Raw genomic sequence first — 17,365 nt, forward strand, 5'->3', positions numbered from 1 at the left:
AGTTACGCCACCATCTGATCGTCGGACTTGGATTTGACGATGAGGATTTCGCCCTTGGCGGCGAGATCCTTGGCGGTGGAGACCATGCGGCCCTGCGCCTCGTCGACGTCCTTGAGCCGCACCGGGCCCATGACTTCCATATCGTCCTGCAGCAGCCGGACGGTGCGGCCGGACATGTTCTTGAAGAAGGTTTCCTTGACGGTCTCGTTGGCGCCCTTGAGCGCCATGGCGAGTTCCTTCTTGTCCATCTTGGCCAGCAGGGTCTGGATCGCCGAGGATTCGAGCTTGGCCAGATCCTCGAAGGTGAACATCAGCGCCTTGATGCGCTCGGCATCGTCGCGGTTGTGCTCTTCCAGCGTGGTGATGAAGCGGGCTTCGGTCTGACGGTCGAAAGAGTTGAAGATTTCGGCCATCTGTTCGTGGCTGTCGCGGCGCTTGGAATGGTTCAGCGTCGACATGAATTCGGTGCGGAGCGTGGTTTCGATCTTTTCGAGGATTTCCTTCTGAACCGGATCGAGGCCCAGCATGCGCTGGACCACATCCATGGCGAGTTCCTCCGGCAGGACGGCCAGGACCTTGGAGGCGTGATCGGTGGCGATCTTGGACAGCACCACGGCGATCGTCTGGGGATATTCATTCTTGAGGTAGGCGGCGAGCACGTCGGCCTGCACGTTGGAGAGTTTCTCCCACATGTTGCGACCGGCCGGCCCGCGAATTTCTTCCATGATGGAATCGACTTTTTCCTGCGGCAGGAAGCTGAGCAGCAGGCGTTCGGTGGAGTCGGTATTGCCCGAGAGCGAGCCATTGGACGAAATGGTGGTGACGAATTCCACCATCAGATCGTCCAGCATCTCCTGGGTGATCGGGCCAAGGCGCACCATGGCGCGGCTGAGCTGTTTGACTTCAAGGTCGTCCAGCTCATCGAAAATCGGCTTGCCGTAGTCGGGGCCAAGCGCCAGCAGCAAAGCGGCGGCTTTCTCGTCGCCCTTAAGCACGCGCGCGGTGGTGGCGTCGCTGACGATCAGCTGGCGGCTGACGCCTTCCTGGGAATCAAGGGATTGCGCGGTGAGGGCCATTACGCTGCGCTCCCCAGCCAGTCACGCACGATCAAGGCGGCCTGACGCGGATTTTCTTCAACCAGGGTGCCGACGGTCTTGAGCGTCTGCAGCTGGGTTTCGCCCATGGATTTGGCATTGGCGACCCAGGCGGGGGTCTTGTCATGCGGGCCATCGTCGATTTCGGCGATGATCTGGCCATCGGCGCTGAGCAGGCCATGATGGCCCAGTTCGGCGGCCGGCGGCAGGGCCAGCGGCAGGTTCTCGGGGGTCAGCGCCTTGCCCAGCAGCGGCCGCATGACGAAGAACACCAGCGCCAGGGCGATCAGCAGGGTGACCGCCATTTCGGCGCCGTTCATCAGATCGTCGCGGGTGAAATCGAGCAACCCACCGGCGCTGTCGGTCCCCGGCACCGACAGCTCGGGCCGCTCGGCAAACTGCATGTTGACGACTTCGACGCTGTCGCCGCGCAGCTCGGAATAGCCAACCGCCGAGCGGACCAGGGTCAGCAACTGGGCGACCTCGTCGGCGGAGCGGGGGGTATAGACCGGGGTGCCCGAAGTGTCGGCGGCGTAAACGCCATCGACCACCACGGCGACCGACAGGCGCTTGATGGCGCCGGCATCGGTCACGGCCACCTGGGTGGTCTTGGAAATTTCGTAATTGGTGACTTCCTCGGAAGAAGTGCCCTGTTCGGTGGGACCGGCGGCGCCGGCATTCTGGCTGGCACCGGGCAGCTCATTGGCGACGGTCACCTGGCCATTGAGGCCGCCGGACAGGTTTTCGGTTTCGCGGACCTGGCTGGAGCGAACCACCTGGCTTTCCGGATCGAAGGTTTCCTGGGTGGTGGTCGAGCGGTTAAAGTCGATCTCGGCGCTGACTTCGACGCGGGCCCGCCCGGCGCCAACGATATTGGCCAGCATGTCCTCGACGCGGGTGCGCAGGCGGTTTTCAAAGCCCAGCGTGCGCTCGGCGGCTTCCCCGGCAATGGCGCCCTGTTCGTCGGCGGTGCCCGAAGCCAGCAGATTGCCCTGATCATCGACGATCGAGACGCGGCCAGGCGTCAGACCTTCGATGGCCGAAGCGACCAGATGCTGGATCGAGCGGATCTCGCCGCTGGCCAGCTGACCGCGCACCGCCAGCACAATGGAGGCGGACGGATCGCTGCGTTCGCGGCGGAACAGCTCGCGCTCGGGTAGCACGAGGTGAACGCGGGCGCTCTTGATGCGGGTGAGCGAGCCGATGGTGCGGGCCAGTTCGCCTTCGAGGGCGCGCACATTGTTCAAATTCTGCACGAAGCTGGTGGCGCCCAGCGTCGACTGTTCGTCAAAGATCTCGTAGCCGACCTGGCCCCGCTGCGGCAGGCCCGAGCCGGCCAGCGTCATGCGGGTGGTGGTGATCTGGTCGCGCGGAATGAGGATGGTGTCGCCTTCGCCGCGCAGTTCAAACGGAATATTGAGGGTCTGCAGCTCGGTGACGATGGCCGAGGAATCTTCGAGGCTCAGCCCGGTATAGAGCGGCGCCAGATTCGGGGTCTGGGCGCGTAGCACCAGAAAGCCGAAAAAACCGAGCATCAGCACGGCGACGACCGCCATCGCTGCCAGACGGGGCAGGCCAATGCGGTTGATGAGCTGGGTAAAATTATCCACGCCGGCACTCGATTCCAGATATGGCCAGCACCGCGAACACGCGAAACGACCGGTGGGCAAAAATTACCTAGCTGATGGTAAATATTGTCTTAACCCCCGGTTGCAGTTTGCAAATTTCGGCAGAAACTGCCGGGATAAGTGGCGAAAGGATGAATGAATGCTGAAACTGCTGGGGCGCATCACCTCGATCAATGTGCGCAAAGTGCTGTGGGCGCTGGACGAACTGGGTCTGGCCTACGAGCGCGAGGATTGGGGTCTGCCGCTGCGCGATCCCAAAGCGCCCGAATTTCTGGCGCTCAATCCCAATGCGCAGGTGCCGGTGCTGGTCGAAGGGGCCTTCGCGCTGTGGGAAAGCAATGCCATCCTGATCTATCTGGCCGAGCGCGAGGGACGGTTATTGCCCGAACAGCTCGAATTGCGCGCCTTGGCGCTGCAATGGCTGAGCTGGCAGGCCAGCGAACTCAATCCGTCCTGGGGCTATGCGGTGCAGGCGCTGATCCGCCGCACCCCGGGCTATGACGATGAGGCCAGGATTGCCGCCGCGATGACCAGCTGGGGGACGCGGATGGCGATGCTGGAGGCGCAATTGACCAAGAGTGGACCGTTTATCAGCGATGGCTTCAGCATCGCCGATATCGCGCTCGGGCTGTCGGTGCATCGCTGGCTGGAAATCAAGGCGGAGAAGCCGGTGCTGCCGGCGGTGGTGGATTATTATCAGCGGCTGAAGGAGCGGGAAGCGGGGGCACGCTGGATGGCGGTGGAGACGCCGTAGGGGTTGGATATTGGCACCACCCACGATGTCACCCCGGCCTTGAGCCGGGGCCCATCCCGGGATCATGCCGCTGAATAAATCTCAGGATGGGTCCCGGCTCAAGGCCGGGATGACACCGAGTTTTTGGATGCTTGGGGTCGCTGGTCTTTCAGCATCTGGGAGCGCGAGTTTGCGCCATTCGAACGTAGCTCTCATGGCCTTCTTGCTTCAAATCGCTCCACAGGAGCGATTTGCCCGGCGGGACAGCTCGAAGCCCCTCACCCTGACCTTCCGCTGAACGCGTCAGGTCTGTCCCTCTCCCGCAAGGGGCGAGGGAGGCCGGTGGGTGGGGCGAGGGAAGAACTGGTCGGGCGCGAGGGGAAAAGGGGCTCTGGGCCCCGCCCAGACAACACAAAGCCCGCCGGGAAGACCTGGCGGGCTTTGAAATTGTTCCGGATCGGTGCACTCAGCCTTCGCGGTAGTGCTGGATCCAGGTCGTGCGTAGTCCGGCGAGGCCATGTTTATCGATGGCGGCCTGCCAGTTCAGAAATTCATCGACGCTCAGCGTGTAGCGGTCGCACGCTTCTTCGAGGCTGAGCAGTCCGCCGCGCACAGCGGCGACGACTTCGGCTTTACGGCGGATGACCCACCTCCGCGTGTTGGCGGGGGGAAGGTCTGCGATCGTGAGCGGACTTCCGTCCGGTCCGATTACGTACTTAACGCGAGGACGCATTTGTACGGTCATTTTACTCTCTACTCAACCTGACCATATGAGACTGAGAGTAGGCCAACGGCCTTAAAATTCGACTAAGGGGAAACTTACAACAGGTTAAGAATGGTCTGGGATTTCAAGGCATTGGATTGCTGTACCAAGGGACAGTAAAACGCCAAGCCGGTGAGCGTCGGTGGGGTGTGGGAGCTCCCACAGCTCGGTGTATGTGGAGACCACGACACCCCCACCCTAACCCTCCCCTCAAGGGGGAGGGGACGGCATCGGGGCAAGCCGCTAGGCGGCGTCGGTTTCCTTGTCGTCGGCCGGTGGCGGCTTGGCGGTTACGTCGGGAATGCGCACGTCGGTGACGTCGGTGATGGTGACGCGGCGGCTGCCGACGCTGAGCACCGGTACGGCGCCGGTGAAGTCCACGGCCGTGACGATGCCGATCGAGGCGGTGCTGATGCGCACGGGCTTGCCATTGGCATCGGCGCCCTTGATCTCGACACTATAGACGCCGTTGGGGCGAATATTGCCGTCACTGCCCTTGCCATCCCAGCGGAAGGTGCCGGGGCCCATTTCCAGCGGGCCGGTCTCGACATAGACGATCTCGCCCTTGGCGTCCTTGATGGTCACGGTGGCGTTGGCGGCGTTGGCGTCGGCGCTATAGGCCCAGAACACCGCATTGGTGTCGCTGAGCTCGCCGGTCTTGCCCGAGGAGGTCACTTCCTTGCCGATATAGGACACCGCGTCCGATTTGGCGGTGTTCTGGCTCGACTGCATCAGCGCGGCCAGGAACTCATTGGTCTTGAGCTGCTGCTCGACGCCGGTGAACTGCACCAGCTGGGCGGTGAACTGGTTGGTGTCCAACGGGTCCATCGGGTTCTGGTTCTTGAGCTGGGTGGTCAAGATGTTGAGGAAGGTGTCGAAATTATCCGCGATGGTCGACCGCGAAGTCGCCATCTGGTTGGCGCCTGAATTGCCCGAAACACCGCTGACGGCCATGCCACCTGCTCCTTATGCGAGAATGTTGACACCGCTGGCACTGAGATTGCCGCGGTAAAGGTTGACGGTCGGGGGCGGCGCCTCGTCGGCAGTCGCGGCCAGCTCGGCGTCGAACAGGGAGCGGCCGCCATTGCCGTCCTGCTGGCCACCGCTGAAAGGGTTCTGCTTGAGCGAGAATTCCAGATTGGTCTTGGCGCCATCAAGGCCCGCCTGCTGCAGCGCCCGTTCCAGCCCGCGCTGGTCGCGCTGCATCAGATCGAGCGTTTCGGCCTTTTCCACGGTCAGTCTGGCATTGACCTTGCCGGAGGCGTCGATATCGAGCCGCACATCGATCTTGCCCAATTCGGCCGGGTCGAGGCGGATCTGGAAGCGGGTATTGCCGTCGCTGACCTGGCGCACCAGCTCGAAAGCAAGCTGGGGCAGGTTGAGCTGTTGCTGGTTGGTCTGATAGCCGGCCTGCACCACGCGCGGCGCGGCCACGATATCGGCGCGCGCTGCCGGCGCGGACTGGGTCGCGACGGGTGCCTCGGGCTGGGTGTCGACGGCAGCGGCAACCGCCGTGGGGCGGGCATCCACCGGCTTGCGGTCATCGGGCTTGGCCTCGGCGGTGGTGCCGGTGGGCTGGGGCTTGAGCGGGGCGTCGGCGGGCTCGGCGTCGGGATCGGTGGCAATGTCGGCTTTGCCCTTGCCGGTCAGGGCCGGCTCGGTCAGCTTGAGTTCGGGCGTCGCCAGCACGGGTTCGGCCGGCTTGGGCGGGGTGGTGAGCCGGGCCAAGGCGGCCTCCAGCTCGGCGTCATCCGGCAAGGTCAGCTGGTCGTCGCCATTGAGCGCCGCGAGCAGGGCGGTAAGCTTTTCGCCCAGCGTCTTGGCTTGGGCGCTCAGCGTCGCGTCGGTGGTGGCCGCGCCGTCGAGCAGGGATTTGGCGATTGGGCCCAAAGCTGCGGTCAGCCGGGCTTCGAAACTGGACTCATCGGTTGCCAGCGCGGCGAGATCGCCGAGCACGGGCAGGGCATCGAGGTCGAGGCCGAGCGCTTCGCTCAGGCTGGTCAGCGCGGCGTCGAGGCGCTTGAGGGCTTCAGCATCGAGCGGTTCGCCGGCAGCGAGCCGGGCCTGCAGGTCGGCCAGGCCGTCGATGATTTCGGCGAGTAGCGGCGCGGTTTCCGGCGCGGCCTGGGCTGGGATGACGGCATCGATGACGGCGGCAATCGCGTCGGGGTCGTCCTGGCGCTGGGCCTCGTCGCCGCCGGAGCCGGCAGACGGCGTGGTCGGGCTGCGCTCGATAGCGGGTTCGGGCTTGGCGGCGGCAGTCGCTTCGGCCGGCTTGGCGGCATTGCCCACCAGCGCAGCAAAAACATCACGCGCGCCACGATCCGCCCCCGCAGCGCCATTGAGGCTCTTGCTGGAGGTGATGCCGGCGACGGCGCTGGTAACGGTCAGATGTGATGCCACGCAAGCGGCCCCGTAAAAGTGAGACTAGTCCGCCAGAGCTGATGCAAGTGTGGTGCCAAGTTGGGATGTGGTGAAAATCGACGCAAAAACAATGGCTTGATGGCGCGGGCGTGAAAGTGGCTCAGGCCCCGGCGGCAAGAGCTGCTGCGGCAGCGGCAATTGTTGCCGGGCGGTGGCGTTGCAGCCGCGCCGAGAACAGCGTAAAAGCCGCCCACTCGTCCGCTGGCCCTTGAACCCACCCGGATACTGGAACACACATGTTGAACTCGCTTGATATTGCCAAGCGTCCCGAAGACACGCGCATTGTGGTCGCGATGTCAGGGGGCGTTGATTCCTCGGTCGTTGCCGGCCTGTTGGCCCGACAGGGCTATGACGTCGTCGGCGTCACACTGCAGCTGTACGACCATGGTGAAGCCACCCATCGCAAAGGCGCGTGCTGTGCCGGGCAGGATATTCACGACGCGCGCCGGGTCGCTGCCGCGCTTGGGATTCCCCATTATGTGCTCGACTATGAAGAGCGCTTCAAAAAGAGCGTCATTGCGCCCTTTGCCAATGCCTATCAGCAGGGGGAAACCCCGGTGCCCTGCATTGCCTGCAATCAGTCGGTCAAATTCGTCGACCTGATGGCAGTGGCGCGGGATCTGGGCGCCGATGCGCTGGCGACCGGGCATTATGTGCAGTCGCGGCTGGGTGACGATGGGCGGCGGCAGTTGTTCCGCCCGGTCGATGCCGAGCGCGACCAGACCTATTTCCTGTTTGCCACCACCCAGGCGCAGCTGGATTATCTACGCTTCCCGCTGGGCGGGATGAGCAAGGCCGAAGTGCGCGAGCTGGCCCGCGACATGGGGCTCGAAATCGCCGAAAAGCACGACAGTCAGGACATCTGCTTCGTGCCGCAGGGCAAATATTCCGACATCATCCGCAAGATGCATCCCGAGGCGGTGGCGACCGGCGAGATTGTGCATCTCGACGGCCGCGTGCTGGGCACGCATGAGGGGATCGTCAATTACACTATCGGCCAGCGCAAGGGTCTGGGCGTGGCGGCGGCCGAGCCGCTCTATGTCATCAAGCTGGAGCACAAGACCGGCCGGGTGATCGTTGGCCCGCGCGAGGCGCTGAAGACCCATACGGTGCGGTTGCGCAATGTGAACTGGCTGGGCGGCACGCCGCTGAGCCAGCTGAGCGCCGGCAATGGCGCGCCAGTGGAAGTCAAGGTGCGCTCGACGCGGGGGCCGCAGCCGGCGGTGATCCAGGAACGCGATGGCGAGGTGTTCGTGACGCTGGTGTCGGGCGAATATGGGATTTCGCCGGGGCAGGCCTGCGTGTTTTACGCCGATGATACGCCGACTTCGGAAGTCTGGGGCGGCGGGTTTATTGCCGAGGCGGTGCCGCAGGTGTTTGCGGCATAATTTGCCTTCAGCATCCAAAAACGCGATGTCATCCCGGCCTTGAGCCGGGACCCATCTTGAGATGGTTGCAACGGCGCGATTTGGGGATGGGCCCCGGCTCAAGGCCGGGGTGACACCGTGGATGGGGCGTGTTTTGTTTGCCCCTCCCAAGGGGCGAGGGGTGGGGCGCTATTGGGCGGCCGGAGCCTCGGCCGGGGCCTCAACCGCGGCGGCGTCTTTGGCGGCGGTGCTGGCTTCCTTGAGTTCCTGGTAGGAACTCAGCCCGCCCATGGCGGTGGAAATGGCGATCAGCACCAGTGCGGCGCCCAGGATCAGCAGCACGATACGCGAGCGGGTCAGCGCGAAGGGGCTCAGCTTGGGTTCGTCCATCGGATCAGCCTTCAAATAAATCTGCGCAAAGCACCCAAGGACTGGGCGCGCACCAGCGTCTTATCACTACAATGCAGCCGACTCTAGGCAGGGATGGTGATGGAGCTCTATGCCGCAGCGCCGGCCGAGGCAGCGAACGCGGTGACGCGGGCGCTGGTGGTGCGTGCGCAAAATGGCGATCCCGACGCCTTCTCAGAGCTGCTTGAGAGCCATTATGACCAGATCTTTCGCACCGCCTGGAAATGGTGCGGCAATCGCGCCGATGCCGAGGATATTGCCCAGGATGTCTGCGTCAAGCTGGGTGCGGCGCTTGCCGATTTGACGGGCGCAGTGCGTTTTCCAGCTGGGTCTATCGCATCACGCTCAATGCGGTGCGCGATCTGCAGCGGGCTGGACAACGGCGCGGCAAATATGCCGATGCCTATGCCGAAGTGACGCCGGACGAACAGCCCGCCGACCAGGAAGAGGCCGCCACCAGCCGCCAGCTGTGGATCGCCGTGCGGGGCCTGCCGGAGAAGCAGCGCGACGCGGTGCTGTTGGTCTATGCCGAAGAATTGAGCCACGCGGACGCGGCCGAGATCATGGGCATTCGCGAGGCCACGGTGTCCTGGCATGTGCATGAGGCCCGCAAGACCCTGAGGGGGCTGCTATGAGTGACCACGATCCCCTGAACCGGCTAGAAGGTGCGACCACGCCCGCCCCGCATGCGGATGCTAAAGCGCGTGCGCTGGCGGCGGGCCGGGCCGCGTTTGCCGCCAGCCAGCAAAAAACCGCCCCGACGCCCCAAGGAAGTCATTGGGGCCAGCGTCTCAAATCCATCATCAGCTCCTCCAAAAGGATTTCGATCATGGATTTGCGTCTCCCCATTGGCACTGCCGCCATTGCGCTGCTCGTGCTGCCGCTTGGCTATCAGCTCTATACGACGACCTCGATGACTCCCGCCGAGAGCGTCGCGGTGCCGCAGCAGGTCGAGATCGCGCCGGCGCCGGCCGACGTGCCGGTGGCCACTGCCCAGACCAAGGCGGAGGCGCCCAACATCGCCGCCCGGCCCGCCCCCGAAATGGCGCGCCAGCCGGCGCCGAGCATCGCCCTCGACAGCAGCGTGGCCAACCGGGTGCAGTCGATGGCGCCTGCCGGCGCCATGGCAGAGAGCGAGGCGCTGTATGCGCCAGCGCCCATGCCCGTCGGCGGGGCAATGCCGAGCGAGCCGAGCGGCGACCAGTTCACCAGCTTTGACGAGCAGCGGCTCAAAATCGTGGCCGATGAGCCGGTGTCGACCTTCTCGATCGATGTCGATACCGCCAGCTATGCCTATGTGCGGCGGCTGCTGGAGGACGGCTATCTGCCCGGGCCCGATGCGGTGCGCATCGAGGAGCTGATCAATTATTTCCCCTATGATTACAAAGCTGCCGAAAGCGCCGCAGTGCCGTTCCAGCCGAGCGTGGCGGTTTATCCGACGCCGTGGAACCCCAAGACGCAATTGCTGCAGATCGGCATCAAGGGCTATGTGCCGGCGGCTGGCGAAGACAGAGCGAGCAATCTGGTGTTCCTCATCGACACCTCGGGCTCGATGGATGCGCCGGACAAGCTGCCGCTGCTCAAGCGCGCCTTTGGCCTGCTGGTCGATCAACTGTCGGGCAATGATAGTGTGTCCATCGTCGCCTATGCCGGCTCGGCCGGGGTGGTGCTGGAGCCGACCTCGGCCACAGACAAGGCCAAGATTTTGGGCGCGCTGGACCAGCTGTCGGCGGGCGGCAGCACGGCGGGCGCCGAGGGGATTACCCTGGCCTATCGGCTGGCCGAACAGGCCAAGGTGAGCGGCGGCACCAATCGGGTGATCCTGGCCACCGATGGCGATTTCAATGTCGGGATCGATGATCCTGAGGCGCTCAAGGACTTCATCAAGCTCAAGCGCGATAGTGGCGTGACGCTATCGGTGCTCGGTTTTGGGCGCGGCAATCTAGATGACGCGACGATGCAGGCGCTGGCCCAGACCGGCAATGGCAATGCCAGCTATATTGCCAGCTTCCGCGAGGCGCAGAAGGTGCTGGTCGAGGAAATCGGCGGCACGCTCGACATGATCGCCAAGGATGTGAAAATCCAGGTCGAGTTCAATCCGGGCGTGGTCAGCGAATATCGGTTGATCGGCTATGAGACGCGGGCGCTCAACCGCGAGGATTTCAACAATGATGCGGTGGATGCCGGCGATATTGGCGCCGGGCATACCGTAACCGCGCTCTATGAAATCACCCCGGTGGGTTCGGGGGGCGAGCTGGTTGATCCGCTGCGCTATGGGCAAGCGAGCGAGACGGCGGCGGCGGGCGATGAAATCGCCTTCCTCAAGATGCGCTACAAGCTGCCGGACAGCGATGTCAGCCAGCTGATCGAAACGCCGGTGACGCCGAGCGTGGTCTATGGCGATATCGCCGAGGTTAGCGACGACATGCGCTTTGCCGCCGCGGTGGCGGCGTTTGGGCAGAAGCTCAAGGGCAGTGACTATGGCAGCGCCATGGACTGGGACGGGGTGGAGGCGCTGGCCCGCTCGGGCAAGGGGGCGGATGAGGCTGGCTATCGGGCGGAGTTTATCCAGCTGATCAAGACAGCGGCGTTGTTGCAGCCGGATGGGGCGAGCAAGGCGACTGGCGCGGACAACGCTATCACGCCCTGACGCATTCCATGCGGCTGGCTGTTGCCCCGCCCACCCACGATGTCACCCCGGCGAAAGCCGGGGCCCATCCTGAGATCTCAAGATGGATCCCGGCTCAAGGCCGGGATGACACCGCGTTTTTGATCGTCTCGACAACCCCAGCGCCATCCCCGTCCAATCATGTACACTCCCTCCCAATCCCCGGAGGTCGCATTGCGCAATTTCGATTTCAGTTCCTGGCAGGGCGTGCTCACCACTGTGCTCGGCCTGGCCATGTTCACCCTGATCGGTATCGGTATTCGGCTGCTGATGATGGTCACCATCCAGCAGCGGCAGCAGCGGCAGAATCGGCAGATCAACGAACGGCTGAAGACGCTGATCGCCGCCTATAAGGTGCTGGGCGGCTCGTTCACCGGCACGCTGACAGTCAGCCCGATCCATTTGCGCCAATTGCGCCGCGATGAGGCCGAAGGCGATGCGGTGGCCGAACCCGTTGGCGATGGCGAAGGCTCGGACCGGACGCGGCGGATCCGCGATGCGGTGGAGGCCTCGCTGTCCGACATCATCCTGCTGGGCACCGAGGAGCAGGTGCGGCTGGCCGAAAAGGCGGCGCGCGAATTGGTAGCTGGCCGGCCGGTGCATACTCATGATCTCGTGGTGTCGCTGCGCAATTTCATTCGCAAGGCGCTCGACCTCGACGCCATTCCAGCCGATCTGACCATCCCGATGCAGGGGCCGACCCGTCCCGGCAGTGCCGGCGGCGGTCGCGGCAAGGGCGAAGGCGGGCAGGGTGGTGGTGGAGGCGGCGGAATGGGTGGGGGTGGCATGGGCGGCGGCATGGGCATGGGCGGTGGTGCCGACGACCCGACTCCGTCGCGCTAGCCAGCCCACAAAAAAAAGCCCCCTTCCCCAGCGGGGAGAGGGCGGACCAGCGCTTTACAGGACCTCGTTCCACCGTCACCACCCGGCTTGTCCGGGTGGTCCAGGGATGCGCGAACATCGCTGGATTGCCGGGACAAGTCCGGCAATAACGGTTGTACCAAGATCCAGGCCTAGACAGGCATCGCCTTACACCAGCGGCTTCAAGCCGGCTTCGATGCTGGCGCGGCGGCCTTCGAGGAAGGGCGGCAGGGCCAGGCTTTCGCCAAGGGTCTCCAGCGGCTCGTCGGCGGTGAAGCCGGGAACGTCGGTGGCGATTTCGAACAGGATGCCGTTCGGCTCGCGGAAATAGAGCGAGGTGAAATAATAGCGCTCCACTTCGCCGCTCGAGCGCAAACCGGCCTGGGTGACCCGCGCGATCCACTGGCGCAGGCTATCCTGATCCGGGGTGCGGAACGCCACGTGATGCACGCCACCGGCGCCGGGACGGGCGGGCGACAAGCTCGGATCGACCACCACATGCAGTTCGGCGCCGGGGCCGCCCGGGCCCATCTCGAAGACATGGGTTTCGGGGGTGTGGCTGGTCATGGCGTAGGAGCGAACCTTGCGCATATTCATCACCTGGGTCAGCACCGCCTCGGTGCGATCCAGCCGCGGCACGGCCATGCTGATCGGCCCGAGGCCAATAATCTGGCGCTCGACTGGCACCGGGCTTTTGGCCCAAGGCTTCACCTTGTTGGCGGAGTCGATCACCATGCGGAAGCGCTGGCCCTCGAAATCCTCGAAATCGAGCGAGAGCTGGCCATTGCGCTCCTTGATGGCGCTGGTGCCGACATTGTGGGTCTGCAGATGGTCCTTCCACCAATTGAGGCTGTCCTCGCTATCGACGCGCAGACCGGTGCGGCTCACCGTGTGGTTGCCGCGCTTTTCCGGGGCAGCGTCGAAGTCGAAGAAGGTCAGGTCGGCGCCGGGCGAGGCCACCCCGTCACCGTAGAACAGGTGATAGGCGGTGGTGTCGTCCTGGTTGACGGTCTTCTTGATCAGCCGCATGCCCAGGGTCTGGGTGTAGAAGGCGAGGTTCTTCTTGGCCTCGGCGGTGACCGCCGTGAGGTGATGGATGCCTCCGAGTTCGAGCGTCATGTTTTGGTCTCCTGCTGTCGGCGGGGTTGGGCGCCGCTGTGTTGAGCTAGATGTAGGCTAGACGGGGCGGTTTGTGCAGGCGGACAATTTCGACAGACTGGTGTCGATTATCGAACGATGGGCAGCGGGCGTCCGGCGCACCCCGTTCCGGCGCCCAGAAGCGTGCGGCGACGAAATGGTGTGTTGAATCATCGTCACTGGTGTCTTGACAGCACGGCGTGCTAAACTTAGGTAAGTCGCGTCGCCGGGGAAACCCGCGCAGCCCCTTGGGGCGGAGTAGCTCAGTTGGTTAGAGCGGCGGAATCATAATCCGTGTGTCCCCAGTTCAAATCTGGGCTTCGCTACCAAATTTAGCTGAATGATTTCAGCAACGTAACGGTAAGGCCGTCTCACGTAAGTGGGGCGGCCTTGTCACATCCGATATCCAGCATTTCCGGGCCTCTCCGCATGGGCGCATAGCGACTTCTGGATTTTCGCCGCTTGAGCGCTACCACCTCCGCATACCAGGCAAACTGCGGAAAGCAGCTTTGGCCTTGCTTTTGTGCGGCTTTGGTCCGAATAGTGGCCGCTATACGTTTGCAGCCTATGACGGCTGCCCTTTGCCGGTCATCTCCGGTCCTCGGCTCACTGCTCGAATGTGAACGTTTCTATGCCCCGCAGCATGTCGCTGGCGGGCAGCGCTCGCGCCAAGGCACCGAGCTTTAAAAGGACTATTTCAATGGCCACCATCACCGGCACTGTTAAATTCTTCAACACCACCAAGGGCTTCGGCTTTATCTCGCCTGAAGGCGGCGGTAAGGACGCCTTCGTGCACATTTCTGCCGTTCAGCAGTCGGGCCTCCAGGGCCTCTACGAGAACGACAAGGTTACCTACGACATCGAGAGCGGCCGCGACGGCAAGGAATCCGCCGTCAACCTCACGCTGCTCTAGTATTTCAGGTGATTGGCTTGCCTGCGAAGGCGGGCCAGATCGCCGGCGCTCCAACTAAGTTGGCGCATTGCGTCAGATAAGGCCCGCTTCGGCGGGCCTTATCTATTTCAGAGCTAGCGAACCGGAGCCTAGAGCGCGCACGGACGAGCGAGATGCGCCGGGCCGGCGATAGTTCGGGGTGAATACGCGTAAACGGGCGGATTGTTCTCATCCGGGTTTGGAATTGGATCATTCGGAGGCGGTGTTTCCGGCTCAATGGGCGGAATGTTCGGTATAGGGGCAGGCACCGGGAAAGGCTCAGGCATGGGTTTCGGATTAGGGCCTGGTGCCGGCGGAGGATCAGTCTCGGGAGGGCCTGGCAACGTCATGGTCAATCTCCTTGGATCTCCGGTGAAAACGGGCGGAGCGCTGGCCTAGTTCCAAAGAGGAGAGCGATGCCTTGCCTCTCGACGCCGGTCAGGTGGCTCGCGTGGTCCCGAGACCGGGCGATCGACGCTCGCCGCTGCAAACACCAGGTCGGCTTTTTTGATACTCGTCCCAGACAAAGCCTGAAGGCACGGGCACAACAATCGGGTGTGAACGCCGGCAAGGGATCTGGTTGGAGCATCGAAGTTGGCGCGCGGTTCGAAGCGCCAGAGGCTGGAGCGGAGCGCTCGCCTGAAATCAAAAGGCGGGCTGAAGGGTATTACAAGCACCACATCAGCCCTAACCAGAGGCCGATCGGCGAGGATCAAACCAAAGGCTGACGGTGAAGTGCGCCATTGAGCGCGCATTTGCAAGGCCCACGACGATGGCGGCAAGCGCAGATGGAGATAAGCCTGTGGGCGGCGGGGTGCTAGGCCCGGTCGTGCTCGGGCTCACCATCCGCAAGGCGTGGCTGAAAAGTCAGATCGCCAGCCGGAAGCTGAAGACTTGGACGAGTGGCGCTGACGAGGGTTTCACGCCCGAGTTTTTCGCGACTTTGTAGTACATACTCGGGAGCCGCTTGGCCAAAACCGTCAGAACGTATTGTTCCACGTCGCCTTCAGGGCGTGGGTCTGCGCCGCGCTGCCGAGCTGGCCGTCATAGGTGAGGTTCAGCGTGGTATTGGCGCTCACGTCGAGGTTGAGCCCGCCGCTCAGTATGAACATATCGGCTGCAAGGGGCGCCCCCAGCACGGTGAAGCTCGTGCCGCCGGCGAGACTGTGCAGGGCGCTCGGCGTTTCGGCGAATGCATGCTGCCAGCCAATGCCCCCGCTGACCGTCAACAGCATGTCATCGGCAACGACGAGCTTATGCTCGGCGCCCAGCCCCAGTGTTGCGAATGTCGCCTCGATGAGGTTGGCAGCGCTGCTCAACGCCGCTGGTCCGCCTGTCTCGGTAAAGGCGTCAGTGGCGTGGCGCACATGGCTGAGGCCCGCATAGGGGATCAACGAGACGGCGCCGAGGTCGACTTCGTGGGACAGCCGCGCAAAAGCCTGCGCCGTTGCCGCCGAATAATGCGCGGTCAGCGCATCGCTGAAGCCGGGGAAGGCTATTTCGCGGCTGGCGCTGATGTCGTGCCGCGTCAATGCGGCCCCCAGCGACAGGCTGGTGTCGCCCCACTGGCGGCCGCCATAGAGCCCGAGGCCAGCATCGACGCTGGTGCTGCGCGCGTTGAGTCCGGCCACACTGGTGCCGGTCGCTCCGGCCTGCAGCATCATGCCCAGTCGCCAGTCGGCGAGCAGCCCATCGATACCGGCGGCGAAGCCCCCTGTCATCGATTCCACGCCGGCTGAACCAGGGCTGGCTGCGATGCTCCCATGCGCGCCGTAGAATTGTCCCCACATGCCGCTGGTAAGCGCGGGGCTCGAGAGCAGCGTCGGGCTTTCGGCATAGCTGCTGACACTGTCGCCGCCGCCGAGGGCGTCGAACGCCTGGTCGATGCGACTGGTCGCCAAGCCGGCGATCAGGTTCGCCGACTGCATCGTCACGCTGGCGGTCGAGGGCTGCGCTGCGCCCGAGAGCGCGTCAAACGCCTGCTCGGCCTGGCTGGCGTTGAGCCACAGGATGGCATCGGTTGCCGGCGCCGAGCGATTGCGCGCCCGCGGCGGCGGCGCGCTGCGTCCCGGTCACCCCCACTTGGGCGAACCCCACATTGTTGCGCGCCAGATTGAGCGTCACGCTGCCCGCCGTCTGATAGTCGAGCCGCGGATCGAGGAAGGCGAGATCGGTCGTCACCCCGCTGAAGGCGCCGCTGATGCTGCCGGCGCTGAGGATCGTATAGGGCGTCAGGTAATTGTAGCTGTTGCCTATCGGGCTGGCCGTAACGCGGACCGTGCCGTTGAGCGCCGCGCTGGTCGCGATCAGTCTGTCCGCATGCCCGGTCGAGTCGACACTGACATTGTAGCTGGAACCGGGAGCAAAGCTCGCGGTCGCCGCCGTCAGCGTCTGGCCTGCCTTGGTGCCACGCATGTCGAGAATGCCGTCATTGCGCAGCGTAGTGATGCCGGTCAACGCACCCCTGAGCCGCAGCAGGCCGGTATTGGTGAAAGCGCCATTGATCTGGTTCCGCGCGTTGACGGTGCCGGCGCTGGTGAAGGCGCCGTTCCACACGCCGCTTGTGGTGATCGTGCCGGCATTGCCCAGCACATCGCCGCTCCAGGTGCTGTTGGCGCCGTTGGAGATGGTGCCGGTATTGCCGGTATTGCCATTGTCGGTGTTTGTGGCCAGCACGGCGCCGGTCCACAAACCGGAATTGAAGATGGTGCCGGCATTGCCCGTCAAGGCCCCGGTCCACTCGCCACGATTTTCGATCCGACCTTCATTGCCGCGAACCGCGCCGGCCCACGCGCCCAGTGCGTCGTTCTTGATGTAGCCGCTGGCGGCATTGCCGAGCACGGACCCCGTCCAGACACCGCCGCCGCCGTTGAAAATGCTGGCATTATTGGCGACCACGTCGCCGTTCCAGTAGCCGGTGCCGACCTCGCCGGGCGCGTTGTCGTTCGACACATTGCCATTATTGCCCAAGATCTTGCCGTTCCAGGTCCCGCCCTCGTTGCCGATCCAGCCGGAATTTCCGGCGACATCGCCGGTCCATATGCCCGTGGCCGAGGTGACCACCCCGCCATTGGCGCCGTTGCCGCTGATGGTGCCGCCGAGCCAGGTGCCGTGATTGTTGATCGTCCCCTGGTTGCCCTTGACGCTGCCGGTCCAGCTGCCGCCCAGATCGTTGGTGATGACGCCCCGGTTGGCGTAAACATCGCCTGCCCAGCGCGCCTGGTTCGTAAGCGGTTAGCCGGAGCCGTTACCGGCTGAAGTTCCATGGCATGAGGTCGGCGATCTGGCTGTTTGGCCAGCCGCCTGCGATACGGTCAAGCGTTTGAGTGAGCCAGGCGTGCGGGTCGACGC

The 17,365-nt window shown here is 64.0% G+C and carries 15 protein-coding genes, 1 tRNA gene and 1 pseudogene; 7 read left to right on the forward strand and 10 right to left on the reverse strand.

Going from position 1 to position 17,365, the window contains the following annotated elements; all coding sequences use genetic code 11:
• Nucleotides 1–2: 2 nt before the first annotated feature.
• Both fliG and fliF read right to left on the reverse strand, forming a co-directional pair.
• Nucleotides 3–1,076, reverse strand: coding sequence for a flagellar motor switch protein FliG (gene fliG / locus ACX3OZ_RS17695; RefSeq protein WP_459095708.1), 1,074 nt, complete (start codon nt 1,074–1,076; stop codon nt 3–5).
• Nucleotides 1,076–2,704 carry a flagellar basal-body MS-ring/collar protein FliF gene (gene fliF, locus ACX3OZ_RS17700; RefSeq protein WP_459095709.1) on the reverse strand — a complete coding sequence of 543 codons (1,629 nt, stop codon included), beginning with the start codon at nt 2,702–2,704 and terminating at the stop codon, nt 1,076–1,078. Before fliF ends, fliG begins: the two co-directional genes overlap by 1 nt.
• Nucleotides 2,705–2,861: 157 nt before the next feature.
• On the opposite strand from fliF, the gene ACX3OZ_RS17705 reads away from it, so the two are divergent.
• Nucleotides 2,862–3,476: a glutathione S-transferase family protein gene (locus tag ACX3OZ_RS17705; protein ID WP_459095710.1), complete on the forward strand. Its 615-nt coding sequence runs from the start codon at nt 2,862–2,864 to the stop codon at nt 3,474–3,476.
• 445 nt (nt 3,477–3,921) lie between these two features.
• Here ACX3OZ_RS17705 and sciP read toward each other — a convergent pair whose 3' ends face one another.
• The 3 genes from sciP to ACX3OZ_RS17720 all read right to left on the reverse strand — a co-directional run bounded on the left by sciP (nt 3,922) and on the right by ACX3OZ_RS17720 (nt 6,621).
• On the reverse strand, nt 3,922–4,200 hold the full coding sequence (gene sciP / locus ACX3OZ_RS17710; RefSeq protein WP_035102845.1) for a CtrA inhibitor SciP: 279 nt from the start codon (nt 4,198–4,200) through the stop codon (nt 3,922–3,924).
• Between the two features lie 261 nt (nt 4,201–4,461).
• Nucleotides 4,462–5,172, reverse strand: a complete 711-nt coding sequence (locus ACX3OZ_RS17715; protein ID WP_459095711.1) for a flagellar hook assembly protein FlgD — start codon at nt 5,170–5,172, stop codon at nt 4,462–4,464.
• A gap of 12 nt (nt 5,173–5,184) precedes the next feature.
• Complete coding sequence (locus ACX3OZ_RS17720; protein WP_459105095.1) at nt 5,185–6,621, reverse strand: flagellar hook-length control protein FliK; 1,437 nt, start codon at nt 6,619–6,621, stop codon at nt 5,185–5,187.
• A gap of 257 nt (nt 6,622–6,878) precedes the next feature.
• Here ACX3OZ_RS17720 and mnmA point away from each other — a divergent pair, with 257 nt between their 5' ends.
• Nucleotides 6,879–8,030 (forward strand): tRNA 2-thiouridine(34) synthase MnmA, encoded by a 1,152-nt coding sequence (gene mnmA, locus ACX3OZ_RS17725; protein WP_459095713.1) that lies wholly within the window; start codon nt 6,879–6,881, stop codon nt 8,028–8,030.
• A gap of 168 nt (nt 8,031–8,198) precedes the next feature.
• On the opposite strand, the gene ACX3OZ_RS17730 is transcribed toward mnmA, so the two are convergent.
• Complete coding sequence (locus ACX3OZ_RS17730) at nt 8,199–8,399, reverse strand: hypothetical protein (RefSeq protein ID WP_459095714.1); 201 nt, start codon at nt 8,397–8,399, stop codon at nt 8,199–8,201.
• A 141-nt stretch (nt 8,400–8,540) separates the two neighbouring features.
• On the opposite strand from ACX3OZ_RS17730, the pseudogene ACX3OZ_RS17735 reads away from it, so the two are divergent.
• The 3 genes and pseudogenes from ACX3OZ_RS17735 to ACX3OZ_RS17745 all read left to right on the forward strand — a co-directional run bounded on the left by ACX3OZ_RS17735 (nt 8,541) and on the right by ACX3OZ_RS17745 (nt 11,928).
• Nucleotides 8,541–9,052, forward strand: a pseudogene (locus ACX3OZ_RS17735) (RNA polymerase sigma factor).
• 194 nt (nt 9,053–9,246) lie between these two features.
• Nucleotides 9,247–11,067 (forward strand): vWA domain-containing protein, encoded by a 1,821-nt coding sequence (locus ACX3OZ_RS17740; protein ID WP_459105096.1) that lies wholly within the window; start codon nt 9,247–9,249, stop codon nt 11,065–11,067.
• Between the two features lie 192 nt (nt 11,068–11,259).
• Nucleotides 11,260–11,928, forward strand: a complete 669-nt coding sequence (locus ACX3OZ_RS17745) for a hypothetical protein (protein ID WP_459105097.1) — start codon at nt 11,260–11,262, stop codon at nt 11,926–11,928.
• A gap of 186 nt (nt 11,929–12,114) precedes the next feature.
• On the opposite strand, the gene ACX3OZ_RS17750 is transcribed toward ACX3OZ_RS17745, so the two are convergent.
• Nucleotides 12,115–13,065, reverse strand: coding sequence for a ring-cleaving dioxygenase (locus ACX3OZ_RS17750; protein WP_459095717.1), 951 nt, complete (start codon nt 13,063–13,065; stop codon nt 12,115–12,117).
• A gap of 270 nt (nt 13,066–13,335) precedes the next feature.
• Here ACX3OZ_RS17750 and ACX3OZ_RS17755 point away from each other — a divergent pair.
• Both ACX3OZ_RS17755 and ACX3OZ_RS17760 read left to right on the forward strand, forming a co-directional pair.
• Nucleotides 13,336–13,412, forward strand: a tRNA-Met gene (locus tag ACX3OZ_RS17755).
• 371 nt (nt 13,413–13,783) lie between these two features.
• Nucleotides 13,784–13,996 (forward strand): cold-shock protein, encoded by a 213-nt coding sequence (locus ACX3OZ_RS17760; RefSeq protein ID WP_046171438.1) that lies wholly within the window; start codon nt 13,784–13,786, stop codon nt 13,994–13,996.
• A 998-nt stretch (nt 13,997–14,994) separates the two neighbouring features.
• On the opposite strand, the gene ACX3OZ_RS17765 is transcribed toward ACX3OZ_RS17760, so the two are convergent.
• From ACX3OZ_RS17765 to ACX3OZ_RS17775, 3 genes are all read right to left on the reverse strand, one after another.
• Nucleotides 14,995–16,026 (reverse strand): autotransporter outer membrane beta-barrel domain-containing protein, encoded by a 1,032-nt coding sequence (locus tag ACX3OZ_RS17765; RefSeq protein ID WP_459096095.1) that lies wholly within the window; start codon nt 16,024–16,026, stop codon nt 14,995–14,997.
• The gene (locus ACX3OZ_RS17770; protein WP_459105098.1) at nt 15,986–17,077 is read right to left on the reverse strand and encodes a hypothetical protein; all 1,092 of its coding nucleotides are present in this window, start codon (nt 17,075–17,077) and stop codon (nt 15,986–15,988) included. Before ACX3OZ_RS17770 ends, ACX3OZ_RS17765 begins: the two co-directional genes overlap by 41 nt.
• A 184-nt stretch (nt 17,078–17,261) precedes the next feature.
• On the reverse strand, nt 17,262–17,365 hold a 104-nt coding region (locus tag ACX3OZ_RS17775; RefSeq protein WP_459104487.1), incomplete at its 5' end, for a transposase domain-containing protein.

Source organism: Devosia sp. A369, from assembly GCF_054489345.1.